23 protein-coding genes and 1 tRNA gene are annotated in these 24,374 nt (G+C 68.4%); 12 read left to right on the forward strand and 12 right to left on the reverse strand.

Annotated features, from left to right (window positions below; genetic code table 11):
• Window positions 1-7 precede the first annotated feature (7 nt).
• Window positions 8-220, forward strand: coding sequence for a 30S ribosomal protein S21 (gene rpsU / locus ACAH41_RS14480; RefSeq protein ID WP_012346814.1), 213 nt, complete (start codon window positions 8-10; stop codon window positions 218-220).
• A gap of 70 nt (window positions 221-290) precedes the next feature.
• Here the strand turns inward: rpsU and ACAH41_RS14485 are convergent, their stop codons facing one another.
• Entirely contained in the window at window positions 291-1,205 is a 915-nt protein-coding gene (locus ACAH41_RS14485) for a LysR family transcriptional regulator (RefSeq protein ID WP_325648919.1), read from the reverse strand.
• Window positions 1,206-1,274: 69 nt separating this feature from the next.
• Between ACAH41_RS14485 and lysA the strand changes: the two genes are divergently transcribed.
• The 5 genes from lysA (at window position 1,275) to ACAH41_RS14510 (ending at window position 5,877) form a co-directional block, all read left to right on the forward strand.
• Window positions 1,275-2,537 (forward strand): diaminopimelate decarboxylase, encoded by a 1,263-nt coding sequence (lysA, locus tag ACAH41_RS14490; RefSeq protein WP_325648918.1) that lies wholly within the window; start codon window positions 1,275-1,277, stop codon window positions 2,535-2,537.
• A gap of 67 nt (window positions 2,538-2,604) precedes the next feature.
• A complete protein-coding gene (locus tag ACAH41_RS14495) occupies window positions 2,605-3,051 on the forward strand; it encodes a GatB/YqeY domain-containing protein (RefSeq protein ID WP_325648917.1) in 447 nt (148 codons plus the stop codon).
• Between the two features lie 19 nt (window positions 3,052-3,070).
• Window positions 3,071-3,418, forward strand: a complete 348-nt coding sequence (locus ACAH41_RS14500; protein WP_325648916.1) for a TIGR01244 family sulfur transferase — start codon at window positions 3,071-3,073, stop codon at window positions 3,416-3,418.
• Between the two features lie 177 nt (window positions 3,419-3,595).
• Window positions 3,596-4,192 (forward strand): TRAP transporter small permease subunit, encoded by a 597-nt coding sequence (locus tag ACAH41_RS14505; RefSeq protein WP_325648914.1) that lies wholly within the window; start codon window positions 3,596-3,598, stop codon window positions 4,190-4,192.
• On the forward strand, window positions 4,189-5,877 hold the full coding sequence (locus ACAH41_RS14510) for a TRAP transporter large permease subunit (RefSeq protein ID WP_325648913.1): 1,689 nt from the start codon (window positions 4,189-4,191) through the stop codon (window positions 5,875-5,877). The genes ACAH41_RS14505 and ACAH41_RS14510 overlap by 4 nt, the downstream gene beginning before the upstream one ends.
• A gap of 90 nt (window positions 5,878-5,967) precedes the next feature.
• Here ACAH41_RS14510 and ACAH41_RS14515 read toward each other — a convergent pair whose 3' ends face one another.
• A complete protein-coding gene (locus ACAH41_RS14515; protein ID WP_325649162.1) occupies window positions 5,968-7,050 on the reverse strand; it encodes a TRAP transporter substrate-binding protein in 1,083 nt (360 codons plus the stop codon).
• Between the two features lie 117 nt (window positions 7,051-7,167).
• A complete protein-coding gene (gene pmbA, locus ACAH41_RS14520) occupies window positions 7,168-8,550 on the reverse strand; it encodes a metalloprotease PmbA (RefSeq protein ID WP_325648912.1) in 1,383 nt (460 codons plus the stop codon).
• Window positions 8,551-8,713: 163 nt separating this feature from the next.
• On the opposite strand from pmbA, the gene yjgA reads away from it, so the two are divergent.
• Genes yjgA through ACAH41_RS14535 form a run of 3 tightly spaced genes read left to right on the forward strand, consistent with a single transcriptional unit; the run spans window position 8,714 to window position 11,338 of the window.
• Window positions 8,714-9,346 (forward strand): ribosome biogenesis factor YjgA, encoded by a 633-nt coding sequence (gene yjgA / locus ACAH41_RS14525; RefSeq protein WP_325648910.1) that lies wholly within the window; start codon window positions 8,714-8,716, stop codon window positions 9,344-9,346.
• A complete protein-coding gene (gene mog / locus ACAH41_RS14530) occupies window positions 9,336-9,953 on the forward strand; it encodes a molybdopterin adenylyltransferase (RefSeq protein WP_325648908.1) in 618 nt (205 codons plus the stop codon). Before yjgA ends, mog begins: the two co-directional genes overlap by 11 nt.
• 11 nt (window positions 9,954-9,964) lie before the next feature.
• Window positions 9,965-11,338, forward strand: a complete 1,374-nt coding sequence (locus tag ACAH41_RS14535) for a FecR domain-containing protein (protein WP_325648907.1) — start codon at window positions 9,965-9,967, stop codon at window positions 11,336-11,338.
• A 32-nt stretch (window positions 11,339-11,370) separates the two neighbouring features.
• On the opposite strand, the gene cysE is transcribed toward ACAH41_RS14535, so the two are convergent.
• Both cysE and ACAH41_RS14545 read right to left on the reverse strand, forming a co-directional pair.
• A complete protein-coding gene (cysE, locus tag ACAH41_RS14540; RefSeq protein WP_325648906.1) occupies window positions 11,371-12,150 on the reverse strand; it encodes a serine O-acetyltransferase in 780 nt (259 codons plus the stop codon).
• Between the two features lie 145 nt (window positions 12,151-12,295).
• A complete protein-coding gene (locus ACAH41_RS14545) occupies window positions 12,296-13,063 on the reverse strand; it encodes an RNA methyltransferase (RefSeq protein WP_325648905.1) in 768 nt (255 codons plus the stop codon).
• Between the two features lie 249 nt (window positions 13,064-13,312).
• Between ACAH41_RS14545 and ACAH41_RS14550 the strand changes: the two genes are divergently transcribed.
• From ACAH41_RS14550 to ACAH41_RS14560, 3 genes are read left to right on the forward strand one after another with little or no spacing between them, the layout of a single operon-like run.
• Complete coding sequence (locus ACAH41_RS14550) at window positions 13,313-14,260, forward strand: inositol monophosphatase family protein (protein WP_325648903.1); 948 nt, start codon at window positions 13,313-13,315, stop codon at window positions 14,258-14,260.
• 37 nt (window positions 14,261-14,297) lie between these two features.
• Window positions 14,298-15,434 (forward strand): transglutaminase family protein, encoded by a 1,137-nt coding sequence (locus ACAH41_RS14555; RefSeq protein ID WP_325648901.1) that lies wholly within the window; start codon window positions 14,298-14,300, stop codon window positions 15,432-15,434.
• A gap of 32 nt (window positions 15,435-15,466) precedes the next feature.
• Complete coding sequence (locus ACAH41_RS14560) at window positions 15,467-15,973, forward strand: TlpA disulfide reductase family protein (RefSeq protein WP_325648899.1); 507 nt, start codon at window positions 15,467-15,469, stop codon at window positions 15,971-15,973.
• 9 nt (window positions 15,974-15,982) lie between these two features.
• Here the strand turns inward: ACAH41_RS14560 and ACAH41_RS14565 are convergent.
• From ACAH41_RS14565 to fdnG, 7 genes are all read right to left on the reverse strand, one after another.
• Window positions 15,983-16,078, reverse strand: a tRNA-Sec gene (locus tag ACAH41_RS14565).
• Window positions 16,079-16,095: 17 nt separating this feature from the next.
• On the reverse strand, window positions 16,096-18,039 hold the full coding sequence (selB, locus tag ACAH41_RS14570) for a selenocysteine-specific translation elongation factor (RefSeq protein ID WP_325648897.1): 1,944 nt from the start codon (window positions 18,037-18,039) through the stop codon (window positions 16,096-16,098).
• Complete coding sequence (gene selA, locus ACAH41_RS14575) at window positions 18,036-19,484, reverse strand: L-seryl-tRNA(Sec) selenium transferase (protein WP_325649876.1); 1,449 nt, start codon at window positions 19,482-19,484, stop codon at window positions 18,036-18,038. The genes selB and selA overlap by 4 nt, the downstream gene beginning before the upstream one ends.
• Window positions 19,481-20,437 (reverse strand): formate dehydrogenase accessory protein FdhE, encoded by a 957-nt coding sequence (fdhE, locus tag ACAH41_RS14580; protein ID WP_325649874.1) that lies wholly within the window; start codon window positions 20,435-20,437, stop codon window positions 19,481-19,483. Before fdhE ends, selA begins: the two co-directional genes overlap by 4 nt.
• Window positions 20,438-20,505: 68 nt before the next feature.
• Window positions 20,506-21,135: a formate dehydrogenase subunit gamma gene (locus tag ACAH41_RS14585; RefSeq protein WP_325649872.1), complete on the reverse strand. Its 630-nt coding sequence runs from the start codon at window positions 21,133-21,135 to the stop codon at window positions 20,506-20,508.
• On the reverse strand, window positions 21,132-22,028 hold the full coding sequence (gene fdxH, locus ACAH41_RS14590) for a formate dehydrogenase subunit beta (protein ID WP_370538343.1): 897 nt from the start codon (window positions 22,026-22,028) through the stop codon (window positions 21,132-21,134). Before fdxH ends, ACAH41_RS14585 begins: the two co-directional genes overlap by 4 nt.
• Before the next feature lie 12 nt (window positions 22,029-22,040).
• Window positions 22,041-24,374: formate dehydrogenase-N subunit alpha (gene fdnG / locus ACAH41_RS14595; RefSeq protein WP_370538344.1), on the reverse strand; the 2,334-nt coding region annotated here is incomplete at its 5' end.

The following is a 24,374-nucleotide window of genomic DNA, read 5'->3' on the forward strand; positions in this document are numbered from 1 at the left end:
TTCGTTAATGACCACCATCCGTGTCAAGGAAAACGAGCCGTTCGACGTGGCCCTGCGCCGCTTCAAGCGCACCATCGAAAAGCTGGGTCTGCTGACCGAACTGCGCGCTCGCGAGTTCTATGAAAAGCCGACAGCTGAACGCAAGCGCAAGAAGGCCGCCGCCGTGAAGCGCCACTACAAGCGCGTTCGCAGCATGCAGCTGCCGAAGAAGCTGTACTGATTTCCGGCCACGGATTTCTCTGAAAAAAAGCCCGCGCGGGACGCCGCAGCGGGCTTTTTTCATGGGCGGTTCATGCGGGGGCAGTCAAGCGCGCCCGCAGGTCCTGCGCCGCCTCGTGCAGCGCCGCCAGCAAGGCCGCGCGCAGCGGATGCTCGGTGCGCCACTGCGGCAACACCGCCGCGACGTGGAACGGAATGGCCACCGAAAACGGCCGGATCACCAGCCCGGTGCCAGCCAGGGCCAGCGCCGTCAGCGGGTTGACGATGCCCAGCCCCAGCCCTTGCCGCACCAGCGCGCAGACGGAAACTGCACTGGGTGAATCGATCGACAGCTTACGCTGCACACCGGCCGACGCAAACACCGCGTCTGCCTGCTGCCGGTAAGGGTCGGCCGGCGCCAGGCTGACAAAGGATTCGCCCGCGAAATCCGCTGGCGCCAGCACCGCCTTCTGCGCCAGCACATGGCCCGGCGGCAGCACGCACACCTCGTCGGCCACCAGCAGCGTTGCCAGCGTGCAGCCCATCGGAGCCTCGTGGCGTTCGCTCAGCCCCAGGTCGTGGCGCTGCTCGCTCAAGGCGGCTTCCAGCTGCGGCGACTCCTGAGTCTGGATCGACACGCTGGCTTGCGGCTGCCGTTCGGCAAAACGCCGGAGCGCCTCCGGCAACAGCGCATGTGCCAGTGCGGGCTGGCAGGCCAGTTGCAGCCGGCCATGCGCAAAGTCGCGCAGTGCGACCGCCGTGGCCGCGATGCGCTCCAGCCCGACATAGGACTGCTCCACCTCTTCGAGCAGCGCCAGCGCTCGCACCGTGGGCCGCAACCGGCCTTTCACCCGCTCGAACAGCGCCAAGCCCAGCACCTGCTCCAGCCGCGCCAGTTCGCGGCTCACCGTGGGCTGCGAGCTGTGCAATAACTCGGCGGCGCGCGTCACGTGGCCGGTGTTCATCACGGCCCGGAACACCTCGACCTGGCGGTGCGTAAGTCTCATATCCAGAATGAATGATCGGCCGAAATCTGGGCATTTTGCAATATGGACTGGCCGCGGCATCATGCCGCGATGAACCCGCCCCGCTCACCCTTCCCCGCCGCCCAACTGCGCTCGCTGGCACGTGAACACGGCACGCCGCTGTGGGTCTATGACGCCGGCACCATCCGCCAGCGCATTGCCGACCTGAAGGCCTTCGACACCGTGCGCTTTGCGCAGAAGGCCAACGCCAACACCCACTTGCTGCGGCTGATGCGCGCGCAGGGCGTGGTGGTGGACGCCGTCTCGCGCGGCGAGATCGAGCGCGCGCTGGCGGCCGGCTACAGCGCCGAGCCGAATGCCCAGGGCGCCTCGGGCATCGTCTTCACCGCGGACCTGTTCGACGCAGCGACGCTGGACACCGTGGTCCGCCACAAGATCCCCGTCAACGCCGGCTCGATCGACATGCTGGACCAGCTCGGCGCGCGCTCGCCGGGCCATGCGGTCTGGCTGCGCATCAATCCTGGCTTTGGCCACGGCCACAGCAACAAGACCAACACCGGCGGCGAGCACAGCAAGCACGGCATCTGGCACAGCGACCTGCCTGCCGCGCTGGCCCGTGTCGGCCTGCACAAGCTGCACCTGGTCGGCCTGCACATGCACATCGGCTCCGGCGTGGACTACCACCACCTGCAGCAGGTCTGCGCGGCCATGGTGACGCTGGTCAAGCAGGGAGGCGTGAAGGTCGAGGCCATCTCGGCCGGCGGCGGCCTGTCCATTCCCTACCGGGACGGCGAGCCGCGCATCGACACCGCGCACTACTTCAGCCTCTGGGATGCCGCCCGTCGCGAGATCGTCAGCCACCTGGGCCAGCCGGTGAAGCTGGAACTGGAGCCGGGCCGCTACCTGGTGGCCGAGTCCGGCGTGCTGCTGGCCGAGGTGCGTGCGACCAAGCGCATGGGCGGCAACCATTTCATGCTGGTGGACGCCGGCTTCTCGGACCTGATGCGCCCGGCCATGTATGGCAGCCACCACGAGATGAGCCTGGTCCCGGCCGATGCCGATGAAGACCTGGCCGCGCGGCCGCTGCAGCCCAGCGTGGTCGCCGGGCCGCTGTGCGAGTCAGGCGACGTGTTCACGCAGGGCGAAGGCGGCGTGATGCTGCAGCGCGAGCTGCCGCAGGCGCGTGTGGGCGACCTGCTGGTGCTGCACGACGCGGGCGCCTATGGCGCGTCGATGTCCTCCAACTACAACAGCCGGCCGCTGATCGCCGAGGTGCTGGTCGATGGCGGCGAAGCGCGGCTGATCCGCCGCCGGCAAACCGTGGCAGAGCTGTTGGCGCTGGAAGCCGTTTGAACCGGAGGACAATGCTCGCTCGCCCCGCCTCACGAGGGCACCCGACAAGACGCCACAAGGACGAGCCATGAGCCTGAAAGACCAGATCACCGAAGACATGAAGACGGCCATGCGCGCCAAGGACAGCGAGCGCCTGGCGACCATCCGCCTGCTGCTGGCCGCGTGCAAGCAGAAGGAAGTCGACGAGCGCGTGACGCTGGACGACGCGATGGTGATCGGCCTGATCGACAAGATGATCAAGCAGCGCAAGGACTCGATCACCGCGTTCGAACAGGGCGGCCGCCAGGACCTGGCCGACAAGGAAGCGGCGGAGCTGAAGGTGCTGTCTGGCTACCTGCCGGAGCGCCTGTCACCGGAGCAGATTGACGCCGAAGTGGCCGCGCTGGTCGCCTCGCTGGGCGCCAAGGGCCCGGGCGACATGGGCAAGGTCATGGGCGCGGTGAAGACGCAGCTCGCCGGCAAGGCCGACATGGGCCTGGTCTCGGCCGCGGTCAAGAAAGCCCTGAATCCTTGAACTTTCACAGGACAACGCCATGAACACCAACCTGCCGATCCGCGCACTGACCGCCGACGTCTACGTCGCCCCGCAACTCGAACCCGCAGCGATGGCCGAACTGGCCCAGCTGGGCTTTCGCAGCGTGATCAACAACCGCCCGGACGGCGAAGGCGGCCCGGACCAGCCGACCAGCGCGCAAGTCGAAGCAGCGGCCCAGGCGGCAGGCCTGAGCTACCGTCACCTGCCGGTCAGCGGCGTCTACCAGTCGCCTGAAGAGATCGCCGAATTTGGCGCGTTGATGGCCGAACTGCCGCGACCGCTGCTGGCCTTCTGCCGCTCCGGGGCACGCTCGACCAAGCTGTTCCAGTCCAGCCAAGGCGGCTGAACCCAGCCGCCGCGTGGTGCCAGGCGCCACGCGCTGCCGCTCGGTGTTTTCCCTGGAGCGGCCTCTTCGTCAGCCTCGCGCCCGCCCAGGGTCCTTACAGTCCCGGGCGGATGCGTGCCATGCCCTTGCCCAAGGCGCAGCGCCGCCTTCTCGCAAGCATGACGGAGACAACACACGGTGTCGGCACTACTGCAACTTTCCCGCCTGATCGACAGGCTCAATGAATGGGTGGGCCGCTGCACAGCCTGGCTGGTGCTGGCGGCGGTGCTGATCAGCGCAGGCAACGCGGCGGTCCGCAAGGCGTTCAACATCGGCTCGAACGCCTTCCTGGAGGTGCAGTGGTACCTCTTCGCCGCGGTGGTGCTGCTGGGCGCCGGCTACACCATGCTGCGCCAGGAGCACGTGAGGATCGACGTGATCGTCAGCCGCTTCTCGAAGCGCACACAGCTTCTCATCGAATGCTTCGGCATCGTCGCCTTCCTGTTACCGTTTGTGTTCACCGTCATCGAGCTGGTGATGCCGCTGGCGGTGCAGGCCTGGCGCAGCGGCGAGATGTCGCAGAACGCTGGCGGCCTGGTGCGCTGGCCGGTCTACGCGCTGGTGCCGCTGGGCTTTGCGCTGCTGGGCCTGCAAGGCCTCTCGGAACTGATCAAGCGCATTGCCTTCCTGCGGGGCCTGGCGCCGGACCCGACTGAAAAACCGAAGGCGAAATCCGCCGAGGAGGAATTGGCCGAGGCCATTCGCCGCACCAAGGCAGAGGAGGCGGCGCGATGACCGAATTCCTCCAGGCCAACATGGCCCCGGTGATGTTCGCTGGCCTGATCGTCTTCCTGCTGATGGGTTACTCGGTGGCGTTTTCGCTGGCTGCCGCCGGGCTGGCCTTCGGCTTCATCGGCATCGAGCTGGGGCTGCTGCCATCGTCGCTGATGCAGGCGCTGCCGCTGCGCATTTTCGGCATCGAGGCCAACGACACGCTGCTGGCGATTCCGTTCTTCACCTTCATGGGCCTGATCCTGGAGCGATCAGGCATGGCCGAGGACTTGCTGGACACCATCGGCCAGCTGTTCGGCCCGATCCGCGGCGGCCTGGCCTATGCGGTGATCTTCGTTGGCGCGATGCTGGCGGCCACCACCGGCGTGGTTGCGGCCTCGGTGATCTCGATGGGCCTGATCTCGCTGCCCATCATGCTGCGCTACGGCTACGACCGGCGGCTGGCCTCCGGCGTGATCGCGGCGTCGGGCACGCTGGCCCAGATCATCCCGCCTTCGCTGGTGCTGATCATCATGGCCGACCAGCTGGGCCGCAGCGTGGGCGACCTCTACAAAGGGGCCTTCCTGCCCGGCCTGCTGCTGACCGGCCTGTACGCAGGCTACGTGCTGCTGGTTTCGCTGGCCCGGCCGACCTGGGCGCCAGCACTGCCGCCGGAGGCCCGGACCATCCGGGAGGACAACGGCAGCGCAGGGCTGCGCTCGCTTGGCCTGCTGGTGCTGCTGTCCGTGGCCGCTGCGCTGGCCTGGGCCAACAGCCGGCCGGAAGGCACGCCGACCGACGAGCGCATCGTGATCTCGATGTGCGTGGGCGTGGGCATCGCATTCCTGCTGGCCGTGCTGAACCGCCTGCTGCGGCTCAAGCTGCTGTCGCGCCTGGCCGAGCGCGTGACCTTTGTGCTGATCCCGCCGCTGGGTCTGATCTTCCTGGTTCTGGGCACGATCTTCCTTGGCATCGCCACGCCGACCGAAGGCGGCGCGATGGGCGCAGTCGGCGCGCTGGCCATGGCCCTGGCGCGGCGCCGCATCAGCCTGAAGCTGCTGCGCCAGGCCATGGACACGACACTGAAGCTGTCCTGCTTCGTGGTCTTCATCCTGCTGGGCTCCACCGTCTTCAGCCTCAGCTTCCAGGGCGTGGACGGACCGAAGTGGGTCGAGCACCTGCTGACCAGTCTGCCGGGCGGCCAGCTCGGCTTCCTGATCGCGGTGAACCTGCTGGTCTTCGTGCTGGCGTTTTTCCTGGATTTCTTCGAGCTGTCTTTCATCGTCGTGCCGCTGCTCGGCCCGGTGGCGGAAAAACTGGGCATCGACCTGGTGTGGTTCGGCGTGCTGCTGGCGGTCAACATGCAGACCTCGTTCATGCACCCGCCGTTTGGCTTTGCGCTGTTCTACCTGCGCAGCGTGGCCCCCACGGAGGACTACCCCGACAGGCTGAGCGGGCGCATGATCGCCAAGGTGACGACCGGCCAGATCTACTGGGGCGCGGTGCCCTTCGTGCTGATCCAGATCCTGATGGTGGCGATGATCATCGCCTTCCCGAACCTGGTGTCGGGCGGCATTGCCAAGCATGCCGAGGTCGACACCTCGCACACGGTGATCGAGGCCGCACCTGACTCGGACAACCACATCGAGATGGACGCGGCCAAGCTGTTTGGCGTGGAGCCCGCGGCCAGCGGCGCCAGCGCACCCTGAAGCCTCGTCCCTTCGCCAAAAAAAACCCGGCGCCTCGCGGCCCGGGGTTTTTTTCTTGCCGGGCCCGCGGGGGCCGGCCCGGCCCTGCCGTCAGAGCTTCTGAGCCTGCATGAAGTCGTCGAAGCTGGCTTCGGCGAAACGGAACCACAGGTTCTGGTCGCGGCGGAACACCGCCATGTCCTCGTAGACCTTCTTCCAGTTCGGGTTCTTCGCGCTCAGGTCGCTGTACAGCGCCATCGACTCCTTGAAGGCACTGTCCATCACGTCCTTCGGGAAACGCAGGACCTTGGTGCCGCCCTGCACCAACTGCTTCAGCGCAAGCGGATTGCGGGCGTCGTACTTGGCCTGCATGTCGACATGCGCAAACGCCGCGGCCGCCTCGACGATGGCCTTGTACTCGGCGCTCAGCGCGTCGTAGGCCTTCTGGTTGATGTAGAGGTCGACTTGCGGACCGCCTTCCCACCAGCCGGGGTAGTAGTAGTACTGCGCAACCTTGTTGAAGCCCAGCTTCTGGTCGTCGTACGGGCCGACCCATTCGGCAGCGTCGATGGTGCCTTTTTCCAGCGCCTGGTAGAGCTCGCCGCCCGGGATGTTCTGCGGCACGCCGCCCATGCGCTCGATGACTTTGCCAGCGAAGCCGCCCACGCGGAACTTCAGTCCCTTGATGTCGGCGATGGACTTGATTTCCTTGCGGTACCAGCCAGCCATCTGCGCGCCGGTGTTGCCGCAGGGCAGGTTGTAGATGTTGTAGTTCTTGTAGAACTCGCGCATCAGCTTCAGGCCGTTGCCCTCGATCATCCAGGCGGTCATCTGGCGCGAGTTCAGGCCAAACGGCACCGAGGCCCCAAGCGCGAACGTGTCGTCCTTGCCGAAGAAATAGTAGGGCACAGTGTGGCAGGCCTCGACCGTGCCGTTCTGCACGCCGTCCACCACGCCGAAGGCCGGCATCAGCTCACCGGCTGCATGCACCGTGACCTGGAACTTGCCGCCCGTCATGTCGCCGACCTTCTTGGCGAAGACCTCGGCGGCGCCGAAAATGGTGTCCAGCGACTTCGGGAAGCTGGACGCGATGCGCCAGCGCAGCGTGGCCTGGGCGTGCACAACGGCCGGTGCGCTGCCTGCGGCAAGCACGCCCGCGAGGCCGGCGCCTCGCACGAACGAACGACGTTCCATCATCGATGTGTCTCCTGTGATCTGCGTTTGTCGAATGCGCAAATTCTAGGAGCCACCCCGGCGCACCCTCCCCGGTGGAAGCCCCCGGGTGCGTGGCGCCGCAGCGTCAGCCTGTGGTCAGCTGCCGGCGATTTTCATCTTGTCGAGCAGCACCGAGCCGATGGTCTTGGCGCCCAGGTTGTAGGTGTCGGTGCCCACGGCGACGATGCTGCGCAGCATGTGCTGCAGCTGGCCGGCAATGGTGATCTCGTGCACTGGGAAGGCGATCTGGCCGTTCTCGACCCAGTAGCCGGCCGCGCCGCGCGAGTAGTCGCCGGTCACGTAGTTCACGCCCTGGCCCATCAGCTCGGTGACGAACAGGCCGCGGTGCAGCTTGCGCAGCATCTCTTCGAGGTGGTCGCCAGGCTGGGTCAGCCGGCTGGTCAGGCGCAGGTTCTGCGAGCCGCCGGCATGGCCGGTCGTCTTCATGCCGAGCTTGCGCGCCGAGTAGCTGGACAGGAAATAGCCCTGCACCACGCCGCCCTGCACCACCTGGCGCGCCTTGGTGCGCACGCCTTCATCGTCGAATGGCGCGCTGCCCTTGGCGCCGCGCTCGAACGGGTCTTCCAGCACGTCGATGTGGTCGGCCCACACCGCCTTGCCCAGGCTGTCCTGCAGGAAGCTGGCCTTGCGGTACAGCGCGCCGCCGCTGGTGCCCTGCACAAACGCGCCAAGCAGCCCGGCCGCGACGGTGGACTCGAACAGCACCGGCACCTCGCAGGTGGCGATCTTGCGCGACTTCAGGCGCGACAGCGCGCGCTCGGCGGCATAGCGGCCCACGGCCTCGGGCGCGGCCAGGTCCAGCGCATTGCGCATCGAGCTGTACCAGTAGTCGCGCTGCATGTTGGCGCCCTTGCCGGCAATCGGCGAGACCGATAGCGAATGCCGCGAGCTGGCATAGCCACCGCGAAAGCCGCGGCTGTTGCCGGCCCAGAAGTGCGACTGCTGGGCCGAGACCGCGCCGCCTTCGGAGTTGGTGATGCGCTTGTCCAGCTTCAGCGCAGCATCTTCGGTGCGGCGCGCCAGCACGGCAGCGGTGTCGGCGTCCAGCGCCCAGGGGTGGAACAGGTCCAGCTCACGCGCCACCTCTTCCGCAGTCGCCAGGTCTTCGGCATCCGGCAGGCCGGCGGCCGGGTCTTCGGCGGTGAAGCGGGCAATGTCGTAGGCTGCCTGCACCGTCTGCTGCAGCGCGGTGTGCGAGAAGTCGGAGGTGCTGGCATTGCCGCGGCGCTGGCCCAAATAGACCGACACGCCGACCGACTTGTCGCGATTGCGCTCCACGTTCTCGACCTCCCCCATGCGCACCGAGACGCTGAGGCCACTGCCCTCGGAGACTTCGGCGCCTGCGTCGCTGGCGCCCAACGCCTTGGCCATGCCCAGCACATCGTCGACGATCTGCTGGAACTGCTCACGGGAATAGGCAAAGCCCTGGGACGTGGTGGGCGACGAAGAGGAGGTCATCGGAGGCGGCTCGTGCTTGTTATGAGGGAATGCCACACGCGCCCCTTGCGGCCGCGGCGGGCGGCAAGCGGGGCGCGTGGCCTGAATTGCGGGACAATCATAGCCATCTGCAGCCCCGAGGCGCCCTGCCTCGACAACGGCCTTTTCCCGGGCCCTCTCCTTCATGCGTCGCGCGCCTCCCTCGCCCCCTTCCCTCGCTCCGAACCTCGATCCCGACCTCGACTCCGAACTGCCGGACGAGGCGCAGGCCGAGGAGGAAGATGACCGGCCCAGCAAGTCGGAGATGAAGCGGCAGAGCCATGTGCTGCAGCAGCTGGGCTTGCAGCTCAGCGAACTGTCGGGTGCGCGCCTGGAGGCGCTGGAGTTACCGGAGTCACTGACCGACGCGCTGGACGCCTATCGCAAGACCCGTTCGTTCGAAGGCCGCCGCCGCCAGCTGCAGTACGTTGGCAAGCTGATGCGCCAGGTCGATCCCGAGCCGATCCGCGAAGCGATTGCCGCCTCCAAGCTGGGCAGTGCCAAGGAGACGCTGGCCCTGCACCACGCCGAACGCTGGCGCGAGGAACTGCTGGCCAGCGACGACGCCGTGACGCGCTGGATGAATGCCCACCCAGAGACAGATGCCCAGCAGCTGCGCAACCTGCTGCGCTCGGCGCGCAAGGACCTGCTGAACACCACGCCCGACCAGCGCCACGGCCGCCCCTACCGCGAGATGTTCCAGCTGATCAAGAGCGGCCTGGCCGCCGCCCAGGCTGCCGAGATGCCCGCTGAAGAGGACGCCGGCGATGACGAGTGAAGCAGGCTTGGCGCCGGTGCGCATCGGCCTGGTGTCGATCAGCGACCGCGCCTCGGCCGGCATCTACGAAGACAAGGGCCTGCCGTCCTTGCAGGACTGGCTCGGCCGCGCGCTGCGCAACCCCATCACATGGGAAACCCGGCTGATTCCCGACGATCAGGAAGGCATCAGCGCCTGCCTGCGCGAGTTGGTGGACGAAGCCCACTGCGACCTGGTGCTGACCACCGGCGGCACCGGCCCGGCACCACGCGACGTGACACCCGAAGCCACGCTGGCCGTGGCCGACAAGCTGCTGCCCGGCTTTGGCGAGCAGATGCGCGCGATCAGCCTGCGCTTCGTGCCGACCGCCATCCTGTCGCGCCAGGTTGGGGTGATCCGCGGCAAGGCGTTGGTCTTCAACCTGCCAGGCCAGCCGAAATCCATCGCCGAAACCCTGCAAGGACTGCCGGACGCGCAGCCGCCGGTGCCGGGCATCTTTGCCGCGGTGCCGTATTGCATCGACCTGATCGGCGGGCCCTACCTCGAATGCGACCCGGCGCTGTGCAAGGCCTTCCGGCCCAAGTCCGCCCAACGGCCGCAGCCCGGCCAGGCACCCGCCAACTGCTGAACCACCCCTGCATGAAGCCGCCTGCCCTGCTGCCCGCTGCGTCCCGGAGCTTGTTGTTCGCCCTGATCGCAGCAGCAGGCGCAGCGCGGGCCGCTGAAGAGCCCAGTGCCGTCTACACGGTCGCACCCAGCGACACCTTGATCGGCCTGACGCGCACCGTGCTGGTCTCGCGCGAGGCCTGGACCGAGGTCGCGAAGCTGAACCAGTTGCCGGACCCGAACCGCATCTACCCGAACCAGCGGCTGACCGTGCCGCTGCGCCTGCTGCGCCGCACCGATCCACCGGCCCGCATCGTGAGCGCGGACGGCGACGTGCGCGCGGCGGGGCAGCCGGTGAAGGCCGGTGACGCCTTGCCGGCAGGCGCCGTGCTCAGCACCGCCGAAGGCAGCTCGGCCGTGGTCCAGCTGGGCGACGGCTCGCGCATGAAGCTGGCGCCCGGGAGCGAGGCCCAGCTGGCCGAACACCGGCGCTACATGGTCAAGGCCGGCACCAAGGCCACGCCCGACGGCGAAGGCCTGTTCGCCACCAGCATGCGGCTGGTGAAAGGCACGGTGGAAATGCTGGCCAGCAAGGTGCTGCGCGCCAAGCCGCTGGAAGTCGAGACACCCACCGCGGTCATCGGCGTGCGCGGCACGGAATACCGGGTGCACTTCGACCCGCAACTGGCCGCCCGCACCGAGGTCCTGGAGGGCAAGGTGCAGGCCGACACGGCCAATGAATCCGGCCAGCGTGGCGAAGGCGCGGCGGTGGACAGCGGCTTCGGTGCCGCGCTGCGCCCGGCCAAACCGCCGGCCGTGGTGCCGCTGCTGCCGGCACCGGATTTCACTGCGCTGCCCATCCGCGTGACCAAGCCGCTGCTGGTGCTGCAGGTGCCGGCCGGCACCCAGGCGCTGCGGGTGCAGCTGGCGGCCGATCCGGCCTACGACCACATCGTGCGCGACCTGCACCTCGCCCCAGGCAGCACGCTGCCGCTGGACGGGCTGGAGAGCGGCATCTGGCACCTGCGCGCCCGCCAGGTCGATTCGCTGGGCATTGAAGGCTTTGATGCCAAGCTGCGTTTCGAGCTCAAGGTGCTGACCACCGCGCCGGGCCTGGTGCCCTTCACCGTGCCGCAGCCGCCAGGCGTGGTCAAGCTGCGCTGGCAGCCAGTGGCGGACGTCAACCGCTACCGCGTGGAAGTGGCGCGCGACGCCGGTTTCACGCAGATGGAGCACCAGGGTGACGCCGACGCGACCAGCCTGCGCGTGATCGTGGCCCAGCCCGGCACGCATCACTGGCGCGTGGCGGCGCTGAAGGAAGTCGCAGGCAAGCCCGAACTGGGCAACTGGAGCGAGGCCGGCGAGATCGAGATCACTGACCCGCGCGCCGAAGGCGCGGCGCGCTGATCAGGGCCGACAGCTCGGCGCGCTGATCAGCATCACTTCACCAGCCGGTTGAGCCGCTCGGCATCAAAGCGCTCGGTGGTCTGCGCATCTTGCGGCACGCAGTCGCCGCCAGGCAATTCGCGCGAGCGCTGCGACAGCTTCTCGATCGCCTGCCACAGCAGCGCGATCTGGTGCTCCTGGGTCGACGCATTGTCGATCAGGCCCTTCATGGCCTGGGCGACCGGATCGTCCCCGTTCGTCACGCCATAGGCCGAGAAACCCATGCGCGCCGCCGCCGTTTCGCGCGCCGCATCCACCTCGCGCTGGATGATGCGCGCCGGGTTGCCGACCGCCGTGGCGCCTGCCGGCACCGGCTTGGTGAGCACCGCGCCAGACCCGATGCGCGCACCAGCGCCCACCGTGAAGCCGCCCAGCACCGAGGCATGGGCACCGACGATCACGCCGGCCTCCAGCGTCGGGTGGCGCTTGGCGCCCTTGACCAGCGAGGTGCCGCCCAGCGTCACGCCCTGGTAGATGGTGCAGTCGTCGCCGATCTCGGCCATCTCGCCGATCACCACGCCCATGCCGTGGTCGATGAAGACCCGCCGGCCAATGGTCGCGCCCGGATGGATCTCGATGCCGGTGGCCATGCGGCCCAGCTGCGACAGGAAGCGCCCGCACCACTTCAAACCGGCCTGCCAGCAGCCGTGCGCCGCGCGGTGCCAGATCAGCGCGTGCAGGCCCGGGTAACAGGTCAGCACCTCCCAAGCGCTGCGCGCGGCGGGGTCGCGCTCGAGAATGCAGGCAATGTCTTCGCGGAGTCGGGCGAACATGGCGGCTCCCTGGAAATGCTGGAGAGGCGGAGGCGGGACACGCAGCGCCAGCGCCGCGTGCAACAACAGAAAACATGATTGCAAATTCAGTGTAGCCGCGACAATTGAACCCGGCTGGCCGCGGGGCTCTCGGCCGGCATTGGGTTCACTCTTTCGCAGAGGCCTTCTGCATCGCGCGCGCGACGCCGCGCAAGATGTGCACCTCTTCCTGGCTCAGCAGCGCGCGGTTGACCAGCTGGTTCAGCCGCGGCAGCAGCTTGCGCGGCACCTGCGGGTCCAGGAAACCGATCTGCACCAGCGCATCCTGCCAGTGGGCCAGCAGGCCTTGCACCGCCACGCCATCGGCCCAGCCCACCGGCGCGGTGCGCGGCGCCACGCCAAAGCCGCCCAGCGCCTGGCGCCATTCGTAGGCCAGCACCTGCAGCGCCTGGGCCAGGTTCAGCGAGCCGTAGGCGGGGGCTGTGGGGATCGACAGGCAGGCATGGCAGCGGTACACATCCTCATTGGCCATGCCGAAGCGCTCGCCGCCGAACACGAAGGCCACGCGGTGGCCCTCGCCAGCCAGCGAGGCGAAGCGCTCGCGCGGCGAGAAGGTTGGCGGACCGAAGTCGCGGGGCGTCATCGCGGTGGCGCAGGCATAGCTCACGCCGTCCAGCGCAGCGGCCAGGTCAGGCACGATGCGGGCGCTGGCCAGGATGTCGGTGGCACCGCTGGCCATCGCGATGGTTTCCTCACGCGTCAGCACATCCTCGAAGCGAGGCGCCACCAGCACCAGATCGTGAAAACCCATCACCTTCATGGCCCGCGCGGCCGAACCGACGTTGCCGGGATGGCTGGTGTGCAGCAGGACAAAACGCGTCGGATCGCGACTTTCGACCGCATCGTCAACAGAGGGCTTCAACAGGTCAGGCATTGCAGGCACGGCGCTGGGCGCTAGAATTCTCGGTTTCGCACCGGCCATTGTCGCGCGCCGCTTCGCTTTGCATCAGTTTGCAAAAAGCCGGAGCCGCCCAGGCAAGCGCACCGTGCGACGCTCTTTGTCCGCCGCCAGATCGCCCCGCTGCAGTTCTTCTGCGCCGGCACGCCCGCCCCACCTCCGCCGCTGCGGCAGGTGTTCCCACGGTGCGTGCCGCCTGTTCCAAGCCCTTTTCAAGGTTGAACCATGTCCCAGTCCCTGCACCCCATGTTGAACATCGCCATCAAGGCGGCCCGCACCGCGGGGGCGATCATCAACCGGGCGTCGCTGGACCTGGACATCCTCAAGATCAACACCAAGAGCCCGAACGACTTCGTTAGCGAGGTCGATCACAACGCCGAGGCGGCGATCATTGAAACGCTGCTGACGGCCTACCCGGGCCACGGCATCCTGGCCGAAGAATCTGGCCGCGAGCACGGCTCCAAGCACAGCGATTTTGTGTGGATCATCGATCCGCTGGACGGCACCACCAACTTCATCCACGGCTTCCCGGTCTACTGCGTGTCCATCGCGCTGTCGTTCCGCGGCAAGGTGGAACAGGCCGTCGTCTACGACCCGACGCGCAACGACCTCTTCATGGCCTCGCGCGGCCGCGGCGCCTACCTGAACGACAAGCGCCTGCGTGTCTCCAAGCGCACGCGCCTGAGCGACTCGCTGATTGGCACCGGTTTCCCCTTCCGCAAGGGCGACAACTTCCAGCGCTACATGAAGATGTTCGAAACCGTGATGCCCGAGTGCGCCGGCCTGCGCCGCCCGGGTGCTGCCGCGCTGGACCTCTGCTATGTCGCCGCTGGCTACCTGGACGGCTTCTTCGAAACCGGCCTGAGCCCGTGGGATGTTGCCGCAGGCTCGCTGATCATCACCGAGGCTGGCGGCCTGGTGGGCAACTTCACCGGCGAGTCGGACTTCCTGAACCAGCGCGAAATCGTTGCCGGCTCGCCGAAGATCTACGGCCAGCTGGTGCAACTGCTGTCGCCGTTCACCCGCGTGATCGACGAAGACGAACCCGCCGCCGCGCCCGCGCCCGCCCCTGCCGCCGATGCAGCGCCTGCCGTGCGCAAGCCGATCCGCCTGCGCAAGAAGCCGGCGGACGAAGCGCCCGCTGCCCCGGCTGGCGACGACGCCCCGTTCTGATCCCAACCCGTCCCGTGCCCCTTCCAGATTGATGCCCATGCAACGCCGCCTGTTCCTGCGTGACGCCGCCTGTGTCGCCGCCGCCCTGCCCGTCTTCGGCAGCCCCGGTGCCTGGGCCCTGCCCGCCACCGCAGCCGCCATGCCCAGCGTCGCCGAATTGCTGGCCCAGGGCTGGCAGGTGCATGACGTGACGACCACCATCGAGCTGACAGAGCGCACCGCCAACGGCCGCGTCTGGCTGCCGCTGGCGATGGACGAGCTGCCTGGTTACCAGCGCACGCTGGCCACGCGCTTCGAGGCGCCGGGCGCCAAGCTGGCCGAAGTCATGGCCACGCCAGGCCAGGACACCCGCCTGCTGCGCGTGGCCTTCAGCGACCCCGCCGCGCCGCAGCGCGTGGTGCTGACACAGCGCATCGCCACCCGCGACCGCGCGGTGGACCTGGGCGCGAAGGCTTCGGTCAAGCCGCTCAGCGCCGCCGAGCTGCGCCCCTACCTGCAGTCCACCTCGCTGGCGCCGCTGGACGGCAAGGTCAAGCAGACCGCCGAGCAGATCCAGAAGGATGCCGGCAACCCCGCCGACACCATCGCCAAGGCCCAGGCCGTCTACGACTGGATCATCGCGCACACCCGCCGCGAAGGCAGCGTGCGCGGCTGCGGCACCGGCAACGTGGCCTTCATGCTGGAGTCCGGCAACCTCTCGGGCAAGTGCGCCGACCTGAACGGCCTGTGGGTCGCGCTGGCGCGTGCCACCGGCATCCCGGCGCGGGATGCCTACGGCGTGCGCGTGGACGACTCGGTGCACGGCTACAAGAGCCTGGGCAAGAGCGGCGACATCACCAAGGCCCAGCACTGCCGTGCCGACTTCTATGCCGAAGGCCATGGCTGGATCCCGGTCGATCCGGCCGACGTGCGCAAGGTCATGCTGGAAGAACAGCCCGGCGGCCTGCCGCTGACCGACCCCAAGGTGCGCGCCGCGCGTGCCATGCTGTTCGGCGCCTGGGAGATGAACTGGATCGCCTACAATCACGGCCATGACGTGCCGCTGGCGGGCAGCCAGTTGCCGCCTGCAGGCTTCCTGATGTACCCGCAAGGCGAAACCACCGAAGGCCGGCTCGACAGCCTGGACCCGGCCACGTTCAAGTACCAGATCCGCTCCGAGAAGGTCACCGCCTGAACGGCGCCTGCACGGTGCGAAGAAGAACCTGGTTGGCCGCCCTCGCGGCGGCGGCGCTGACGAGCTCGGCGCGCGCCGCCATCGTCGTCGGCAAGCTGATGCCCTGGGGCCAGCGGACCACGCCCGCACTGCAGGCCAAGGCGCTGGAAGACGGGCGCGCCGTGTCGCTCACCGAATTCAGCGGCCAGGTCGTGCTGCTGAATTTCTGGGCCACCTTCTGCGAACCTTGCGAGCGCGAGATGCCGGCACTGAACCGGCTGCTGCTGAAGTACGGCGCACAAGGGCTGAAGGTCGTCGGCGTGAACTGTGGCGAGATGCCGCAGCGCGTGCGCGAGTTCCTCGACGAGCGCGTCATCTTCGACGGCCTGCCGCTGCTGGACCGCAGCCAGGCCCAGCTCAAGGCCTGGGGCATCCCGGCCCTGCCCGCCAGCGTGCTGATCGACCGCCAGGGCCGCGCCCAGGCCTGGCATGTGGGTGAGCTGAACTGGGATGCACCGGAGGTGCAGCAGGTGGTGAAGGACTTGCTGGCCCAGCGCTGAAAGCGGGCTTGGCGGAAGGCAGCCGGAGTCGAACCGACCAGGGAGCGACTGACGCCCCCTACCGGGTTTGAAGCCCGGGCCCACCACCGGGTGAGTGTGCCTTCCGTGTTGCGAGCCGGCGCTCAGCCGGGGTGCGCCGGGGATTGTAGGAGCGGGGTGGCGTTGGCCTCGGCGCGCAGCACATGGGCGTCGCGCACGCGGCGCGTCATGCCGATCCGGTCGAAATATTCCAGGATCTGGATTGCCCGCTTGCGGCCCAGGCCGGTCGCGTCACGGAAGGCATGGGCCTCGACTTCGCCGCGTGGGGACTGTTGGGCCAACTCGGCCAGCGTGGCCTGCAATCGGCCCAATGTCGCTGCCGGAAAGAAAAGGTCGCGCACCACCTGACCCAGTTCGCCGGCGCGCGCGAGCTTGCGCAACAGCGCCCGCGTGGCGTCTTCGCCCAGGCCTTGCGCCTTGGCCAGGTCGCGCACCCAGGGCGGGTCGAAGCCGCCGGCCAGCAGCAGCGGCAGCAGGCGCTCGGCGGTGGCACGTTCGGCCGGCGTGATGCTCACGCCCTGGCCGGGCAGGTGCAGGCTGGCGCCACTGCGCTCGACGGCGCCTTCGGCCAGCAGCGCCTGGTGCAGGCCGTGCCACAACACGTTGTGCGCCGACAGCAGCAGCCCGGGCAGCGCCATGCGGCGCAGGCGCGCGGCATTCGGGCCGGGCTCGTCAGAGGCGCGTTCGTGGTGGCGCGCCAGCGCCTGCAGCACCTGCTCGCGCAAGGCCTGCCAGCGGGGCTCGGCAATCAGCCAGCCATCGCTTTCGCCGGCCGGCAACTGGCGGATGTCCGGCGCGACGACGGCATCGGGTTCGCGGCCCATCAACAAGGTCAGCGTGCTGCGGCCCAGGCCTTGCGGCGCGTGGCGGACCAGCGCATCCGGCTCGCCGGTCTCGACCAGTTGCGCAAGCGCCGTCAGCCAGGCCAGGCGCTCGGCGCTGCGGCGGCGGCGCTCGGGCGCCAAAGGGTCCAGCACCTGGCCTCCACCGAGCGTGCGGCTGGCCTGCGCGTTGCGCAGGATCAGGTGGTCACCGGGCAGCGCGAAGACCGGCGCGTCGACCACCAACTGGGCCAGCGCCTCGGCACCGGGCTGCAAGGTGTCGCCCTGCAGCGGCACCAGGTGAGCCATGTGGTGCGCCGTGCCCACGTGAACGTGCACAGCAGACCAGGCGCCCAGCGCCGGCGCATCCGGCAGCAGCCGCACGCGCAGGTCCAGCCGCTGCGTGGGCCGCAGCACACGCGCATCGGCGATCCAGTCGCCGCGCGAGATGGCTTCCCTTGCGATGCCGGCCAGGTTCAGCGCGCAACGCTGTCCCGCCTGTCCAACTTCGGCCGCGCGGTTCTGCGCATGCAGGCTGCGCACGCGCACCGCCTGGCCAGTGGCCGAATGCTGCAGCACGTCGCCCACGCGAACCTGGCCGCTGAACACCGTGCCGGTGACCACCGTGCCTTGGCCGGCGAGCGTGAAGACGCGGTCCACCGCGAGGCGGAACAGCCCCGCGCTGCCCAGCCCTGGCCAAGCCGCGGCGACAGCTTCCAGGTGCTGGCGCAGTGCGGCGACGCCGCCATCGCCAGGCTGCGTGGCGGCGGTCTCGAAGACCGGCGCATCGGCCAGCGGCGTGCCAGCCAGCAGCGCCAGGATTTCGGCCTTCGCGGCAACCACGCGGGCCGCATCCACGCGATCCACCTTGGTCAACGCCACGCTACCCTGGCGCACGCCCAGCAGGCCGAGGATGGCCAGGTGCTCGCGGGTCTGCGGCATCACGCCGTCGTCGGCCGCGACCACCAGCAGCGCATGGCCCACGCCGACCGCACCAGCGGCCATGGTGTGCACGAACTTCTCGTGGCCCGGAACGTCGATGAAGCCCAGCACCTCGCCGTTGGCAGCCGGCGTGTACGCGTAGCCCAGCTCGATCGAGATGCCGCGCTGCTTCTCCTCCGGCAGGCGGTCGGTGTCCACGCCGGTGAGCGCACGCACCAGCGTGGTCTTGCCGTGGTCGATGTGGCCGGCGGTGCCGACGATCATGCGGCCAGCGCCTCTGCGAGCTCGGGGAGTTGCGCGCTGAACTCGGCTTCGTCGCGCGCCTCCAGGCAGCGCAGGTCCAGCCACAGCGCCTGGTCCGCCGTGCGGCCGATGACGGGCCGCGGCAGGCTGCGCAGCGCGGCTTCGAGGCGGGCCAGTTGACGGCCCGCTCGGGCGGCCTGCGTGGGCCTCAGCACCAGGCCGCTGCTGGGCAGCGTGTCCACCGGCAACGCGCCGCTGCCGATCTGGCTGAACATCGGCTGCACGCTGGCGACAAACGACGCGCCCAAGGCGGCCTGCAGCGCCGGCAGCAGCGCCTCAGCTCGCTCGCGGATCTGCACCTGCGGGCGGGTGAACAGGCGCAGCGTGGTCAGGCGCTCGGCCAGGCGCTCGGGCGACTGGTAGAGCCGCAGCACCGGCTCCAGCGCGGCCAGCGTGAGCTTGCCCACGCGCAGCGCACGCTTGAGCGGATGCTTCTTGATCTTCGCGATCAGGTCCTTGCGGCCGACGATCAAGCCCGCCTGCGGGCCGCCCAGCAGCTTGTCGCCGCTGAAGGTGACGAGGTCGGCACCGGCGGCCACCGTTTCGCGCACCGTGGCCTCGCGCGGCAGGCCGTGGCGAGACAGGTCCACCAGCGTGCCACTGCCCAGGTCCACCACCAAGGGCAGCGACCTGGCATGTGCAATGGCGGCCACCTCGGCCTCGCCCACGCTCTTGGTGAAGCCGGTGACCGCGTAGTTGCTGCAATGCACCTTCATCAGCAGCGCGGTGCGCGGGCCGATGGCTTCTTCGTAGTCCTTGGCATGGGTGCGGTTGGTGGTGCCGACCTCGCGCAGCTTCGCGCCGGCGCGGGCCATGATGTCCGGGATGCGGAAGGCGCCACCGATCTCGACCAGCTCGCCACGCGAGACGATCACTTCCTTTTTCGCGGCCAGCGCGCTGAGCGTGAGCAACACTGCGGCGGCGTTGTTGTTGACCACCGTGGCGGCCTCGGCGCCGGTCAGTTCGCAGAGCAGGTCGTTGACCAGGTCGTCGCGGTCGCCGCGGCCGCCAGTGGCGAGGTCGAATTCCAGATTGGCAGGCGTGGTCAGCGCACGCATCACGGCCTGCACTGCAACGTCGGGCAGCAGCGCGCGGCCGAGGTTGGTGTGCAGCACGGTGCCGGTCAGGTTGAAGACGCTGCGCAGGCGTGGCGCGGTGCGGGCGGCCAGCCGGGCCGCCACATCCTGCGCCAGCGCGGGCATGGCGGCGGCCTCGGGCGCCAACGTACCGGCCAGGGCCTGGGTGCGCAGTGCGTCCAACGCGGCGCGCACGGCGTCGGTCAGCAGCGTCAGGCCATGCTGGGCCTTCAGCGCGGCCAGTTCGGACGCGGCCAGCACGCGGTCAACCGCAGGCAGCCGCGCGGCCGAGATCGCGGCCTGCGCCGCTGCCGACGCAGCGCCGCTCATTCGTCCGCTTCCGCCGCCAGCGCCAGCAAGGGGTTGGCGCTGGCGCGCGCGTAGTCGGTCTCGCCCATCAGCAGGTCCAGCGTGAGGCTGGCCAGGTCGTCGGCCAGCGGTTCGGCATGCGGGTCCTTCTCCTGGTTGACCAGCTTGCGGTAGCTGTAGCAGTGCTCGCAGGTCTCGGCCACGACCACCTCGCCCGCGCCCTCCACGCTCTGGTAGCGAATACCCTGGGTGGACTCGCAGTTGCTGCACTTCACGCGCACCAGGTGCCACTCGGTGGCGCACAGGCCGCAGTGCAGGTAGCGGTGGCCGCCGGCCTCGCCACCAATGCGCAGCACGCTGGCCACCGGCGGCAGACCGCAGTGCGGGCAGACGGTGGCCGGGTCGACCATGGGCAGCGCGCGCGCATCGAGCCGGCTCGCACGGTCGGCATAGGCCACTTGCAGGGCGGCGACCAGCAGCGGCTGGGCGGTGCGGGCGAGCAAGGTGTCTGGCGGCGTGCCTTCCTGCAGGCCGTGCAGCACCTGCAGCGCAAAGGCTTCAAGCATGTCAGGCGCGGTGTCCTGCAGTTCCTGCGCGAGCAAGGCCAGCGCAGGCGGCAGGCCGGCGCTGCGCGGCGCATTGGCCAGCACGCCCAGCAGTTCGTCCAGCGCGGTCAGCCAGGCGGGGTCCAGGTGATCGGCCGCGGGCAAGGCTGGCATGGCGTGGGTGACGGCACGCGCGAGCAGTGCCGGGTCGACCGGTGCGGTTTCCACCTCGCGCGCGGCGAGCGCCTGGGCGTCTGCCAGCAGCGCGACGAAGCGCAGGTAGTCGGCGATCGGGTGGCCGTCCGCCGCGAGCTGGCGCCAGCGCGCAGCGCGCTCGGCAAACAGCGTGGCAGGCTGGGGCAGGCGGATGCGCGGAAAGTCGATGCGGTCCAGGCCCTCGATCTCACCGGGTTGCAGGATGCGTTGCACTTGCGGGTCCTTCAGAAATGAAAAAGCCGCCGGTGGGCTGGCCCGGCGGCATGCAGGGGAGCCCTGGCTCAGCGATTGTCGCCGGTCATCTTGCGGTACCAGGCGCGGTGATGCTGGCGGGCCCAGGCGCGAGACACCCAACCGCGCGCCATGGCGTGGATGCTGCCACGAACCCAGATGGCCGCGTAGACGTGCACGATGATCAGGCCGATGCTCCACACCGCCGCAACCGCGTGCAGCAGGCTGGCGGCGCGAATCAGCATGATCGGTGGCGTCCACCAGGCACGCCACATCACCAGGCCGGTCAGCAGCAGCAAGGCAATGCCGACGACCAGGCCCCAGAACAGCAGCTTCTGGCCGCCGTTGTACTTGCCCTGCTCGGGCATGCCGGCGTCGTCGCCGCTGCGGATCATGTCGGACGCGCGCTTGAGCCACTCCTTGTCCCGCGCCTCCAGCAGGTTGTGGCGCCAGAAGCGCAGCACCAGCAGCGCAAAGCCGATGAACAGCACCAGGCCGATGTACGGGTGCAGGATGCGCGCCCACGGCCCGCCGCCGAACAGGTCGGTCAGGAAGAAAAACGCGGGGTGGAAAAACGCCAGGCCGGAGAGCGCCAGCAGGACGAAGCAGATCGCTACCGTCCAGTGGTTCACCCTTTCCGAGGCAGAGTAGCGGTGGATCTGGTCGTGTACTCGTTTCATGGCAGATCCTCCAGTTGCGCGTCTTCGTCCTCCTCGACCTCGATCGGGCCCTTGACGATGTAGTGGAAGAAGCTGCCGATGGCCGCAGCGCCCAGCGCGAGCGCCGCCAGCGGCTTGGCCACGCCCTTCCACAGCGACACCATCGGGCTGATCTTCGGCTCGTTGGGCAGGCCGGCGTAAAGCGAAGGCTGGTCCGCGTGGTGCAGCACGTACATCACGTGGGTGCCGCCCACGCCCGCCGGGTCGTAGAGGCCGGCCTTTTCGAAGCCACGTTCCTTCAGGTCCTCGATGCGCTCGGCGGCCTGGTCCTTCATCGCCTGCTTGGTGCCGAACATGATGGCGCCGGTCGGGCAGGTCTTCACGCAGGCGGGCTCCATGCCCACGGCCACACGGTCAGAGCACAGCGTGCACTTGTAGGCCTTGTTGTCCTTCTTGGAGATGCGCGGCACGTCGAACGGGCAGCCGGTCACGCAGTAGCCGCAGCCAATGCAGTTTTCTTCGTGGAAGTCGACGATGCCGTTGCTGTACTGGATGATGGCGCCGGGCGACGGGCAGGCCTTCAGGCAGCCCGGGTCGGCGCAGTGCATGCAGCCATCCTTGCGGATCAGCCACTCCAGGTTGCCGCTCTGCTCGTTTTCGTACTCGGTGAACTTCATCACCGTCCAGGCGTTTTCGGTCAGGTCGATCGGGTTGTCGTAGACGCCCAGCGAAGTGCCCGGTTCCTGGCGCAGGTCGTTCCACTCCATGCAGGCGGTCTGGCAGGCCTTGCAGCCGATGCACTTGGAGACGTCGATCAGCTTGGCGACCTCGACCGCCGGCGCCTTGCCGGCGGGCGGTGGCGTCACGCTGGAGGCGGAGCGGCGGCGAAGGTAGAGGGCTTGCAGGACGGACATCTTACCCTCCCCTTAGACCGTCGCCGGCTGCGAAGCCGGTGCTGTTGTTTTCTTCACGTCGACCAGGAACGCCTTGTATTCCGGCGTATGGACGCTCGCGTCGCCGACCGACGGCGTGAGCGTGTTGACCGGCTGCGACTTGCGCGTCAGCCCGATGAAACCGAAGTGGATCGGCAGGCCGACCACGTCGCACGGCTTGCCGTCGACCATCATCGGCCGGATGCGCTTGGTCACGCAGGCCTTGGCCTTGATCGCGCCGCGCTGGCTCGAGATCTCGACCCAGTCGCCGTCCTTGATGCCCTTGGCCTTGGCCAGACGCTCGCCCATCTCGACGAACATCTCGGGCTGCAGCACGGCATTGTCGTGCACGTTCTTGGTCCAGTAGTGGAAGTGCTCGGCCAGCCGATAGCTGGTCGCCACGATCGGGAACTTGTCCGGCGTGCCGAACGACTTGGCATCGGCCGCGAACACCCGGACCACCGGATTGGTCGTGACCTTGGGATGCAGCGGGTTGGCGATGTAGGCGTCCATCGGCTCGTAGTGCTCGGGGAACGGGCCGTCGGGCATGGCGCTGCGGGCAAACAACCGCGCGGTGCCTTCCTGGTTCATGATGAACGGGCCGACATTCTTGTCCGGCGCGACGGTCGGGCCGTAGTCCGGCACGTCGCCGCCGGCCCAGCGCTGGCCGTTCCATTCGAGGTATTTCTTGCGCTGGCTCCACGGCTTGCCGTCGGGATCGGCCGAGGCGCGGTTGTAAAGCACGCGGCGGTTGGCCGGCCAGGAAAAGCCCCAGTTGGGATGGATGCCGAGCCCGGTCGGGTCGTTCGCGTCGCGGCGCATCGACATGTTGCCGGCCTCGGTATAGACGCCGGTGTAGATCCACATGCCGCCCGACGTCTTGCCGTCATCGCGCATCATGGCGAAGCTCGGCAGCAGCTTGCCGGCCGCCAGCAGCACCTTGCTGGCATCGGCCGGATCCGGAATATCCTCGAGCGCATAGCCGTTGATGTCCTTCAGGACCTCGGCCGGATCGGGGTTCTCGGGCTTCTTGTAGTTCCAGGTCGTGTTGACGATCGGATCGGGGAAGGCCCCGCCCTCCTTGGCGTAGGCCGCGGCGAGGCGGGCGCGCAGCAGCGACACGATCTCCGAGTCGCTCTTGGACTCGCCCGGCCCTTCGACCGCCTTCCAGTGCCACATGATGACGCGGCTGGAGTTGGTCGCGCTGCCCTCTTCCTCGGCATAGGTCGCGGTGGGAAGCTGGATGACCTCGGTCTGGATCGCCTTGGGATCGACGTTGTTGTACTCGCCGTGGTTCTCCCAGAAGCGCGCGGTCTCGGTCTCGAGCGGATCGATCACCACCATCCACTTGAGCTTGGCGAGGCCGGCGGCGACCTTGGCCTTGTTCGGCGAGGCCAGCAGGATGTTGAGGCCCTGGCAGAACAGGCCGTTCATCTGGCCCGCCGCCATCATGTCGACCATCTTCAGCACGTCGTACGACGTGTCGAACTTGGGCAGGTAGTCGTAGGCCCAGTTGTTGTCCTTGGTCGCCGCCTTGCCGAAGAAGGCCTTCTGCTGGCTGACGAAGAACTTCTCGTAGTTCTGCCAGAAGCTGGTCTGGCCCGGCCGCAGCGGCTTGAAGCGGCGCGACTTCATGTAGTCGTCGTAGGTCGCTTCCCGATCGGTCGGCAGCACGAGATAGCCCGGCGTCGAGGTCGAGAGCAGCGCCAGGTCGGTGATGCCCTGCACGTTGGAATGGCCGCGCAGCGCGTTCACGCCGCCGCCCGGCATGCCCATGTTGCCCAGCAGCAGCTGGATCATGGCCATCGAGCGGATGTTCTGGGCGCCGGTCGTGTGCTGGGTCCAGCCCAGCGCATACATCGACGTCATGGTGCGATCGGGCGTCGAGGTCGAGGCGATCATCTCGCAGATCTGCAGGAACTTCGCCTTGGGCGTGCCGGTGATGCGCTCGACCATCTCGGGCGTGTACCGCTCGACGTGCACCTTGAGGAGATTGAGGACGCAGTTGCGGTCCTGCAGCGTGTCGTCGACCTTGACCATGCCCTGCTCGTCGAACTGGTAGTCCCAGGTCGAGCGGTCGACGTAGCTTTTCCGCGCCTCGTCGTAGCCTGCGAACAGGCCGTCCTCGAACTTGAAGCCCTCCTTCACGAGATAGGTCGCGTTGGTATAGGCCTTGGCGTATTCGCGATGAATCTTGCCGTTGGCCAGCAGGTAGCGCATCACGCCCGAGAGGAACGCGATGTCGGTGCCCGGCCGGATCGGCGCATAGACGTCGGCCACCGCGGCCGAGCGCGTGAAGCGCGGATCGACCACGATCAGCTTGGCGCC

Source organism: Ideonella sp., assembly GCF_041287625.1.
Taxonomy (GTDB): Bacteria; Pseudomonadota; Gammaproteobacteria; order Burkholderiales; family Burkholderiaceae_C; genus Ideonella.